Source organism: Salifodinibacter halophilus, from assembly GCA_012999515.1.
Lineage (GTDB): Bacteria > Pseudomonadota > Gammaproteobacteria > Nevskiales > Salinisphaeraceae > Salifodinibacter > Salifodinibacter halophilus.
Genome location: JABEEB010000353.1, coordinates 1 through 262, shown reverse-complemented (window position 1 = coordinate 262; position 262 = coordinate 1). Strand labels below are relative to the sequence as shown.

Below are 262 nucleotides of genomic sequence, written 5' to 3'. Positions count from 1 at the left end.
CGGTGTAGACGGTTTCCGTGGCCAGTTGATTGTTCGCCGTCCAGGTGCGCTGGATCGCGGTCGCAGAAGCGCCGCTGGCCGGATCGACGGTGTCCCACTGCCACAGCACATTGCCGTTGGCGTCGTACTGATAGACGGTCTCGGCCAGGGTCGTGCTGCCGCGCAGGCTCTTGATCCGGGTGACGTTGCCGGCGGCGTCGTAACTGTATTGAGTGAGCTCGCGCAGGCCGGCGACGGCGGGCGCGCGCACTTCGGTCAGCTG

1 protein-coding gene is annotated in these 262 nt (G+C 66.8%); it reads right to left on the bottom strand.

The window, feature by feature from the left end:
* Positions 1–262, bottom strand: a 262-nt coding sequence (locus HKX41_11995; GenBank protein ID NNC24856.1) for a hypothetical protein, incomplete at both ends; no start/stop codon positions are given.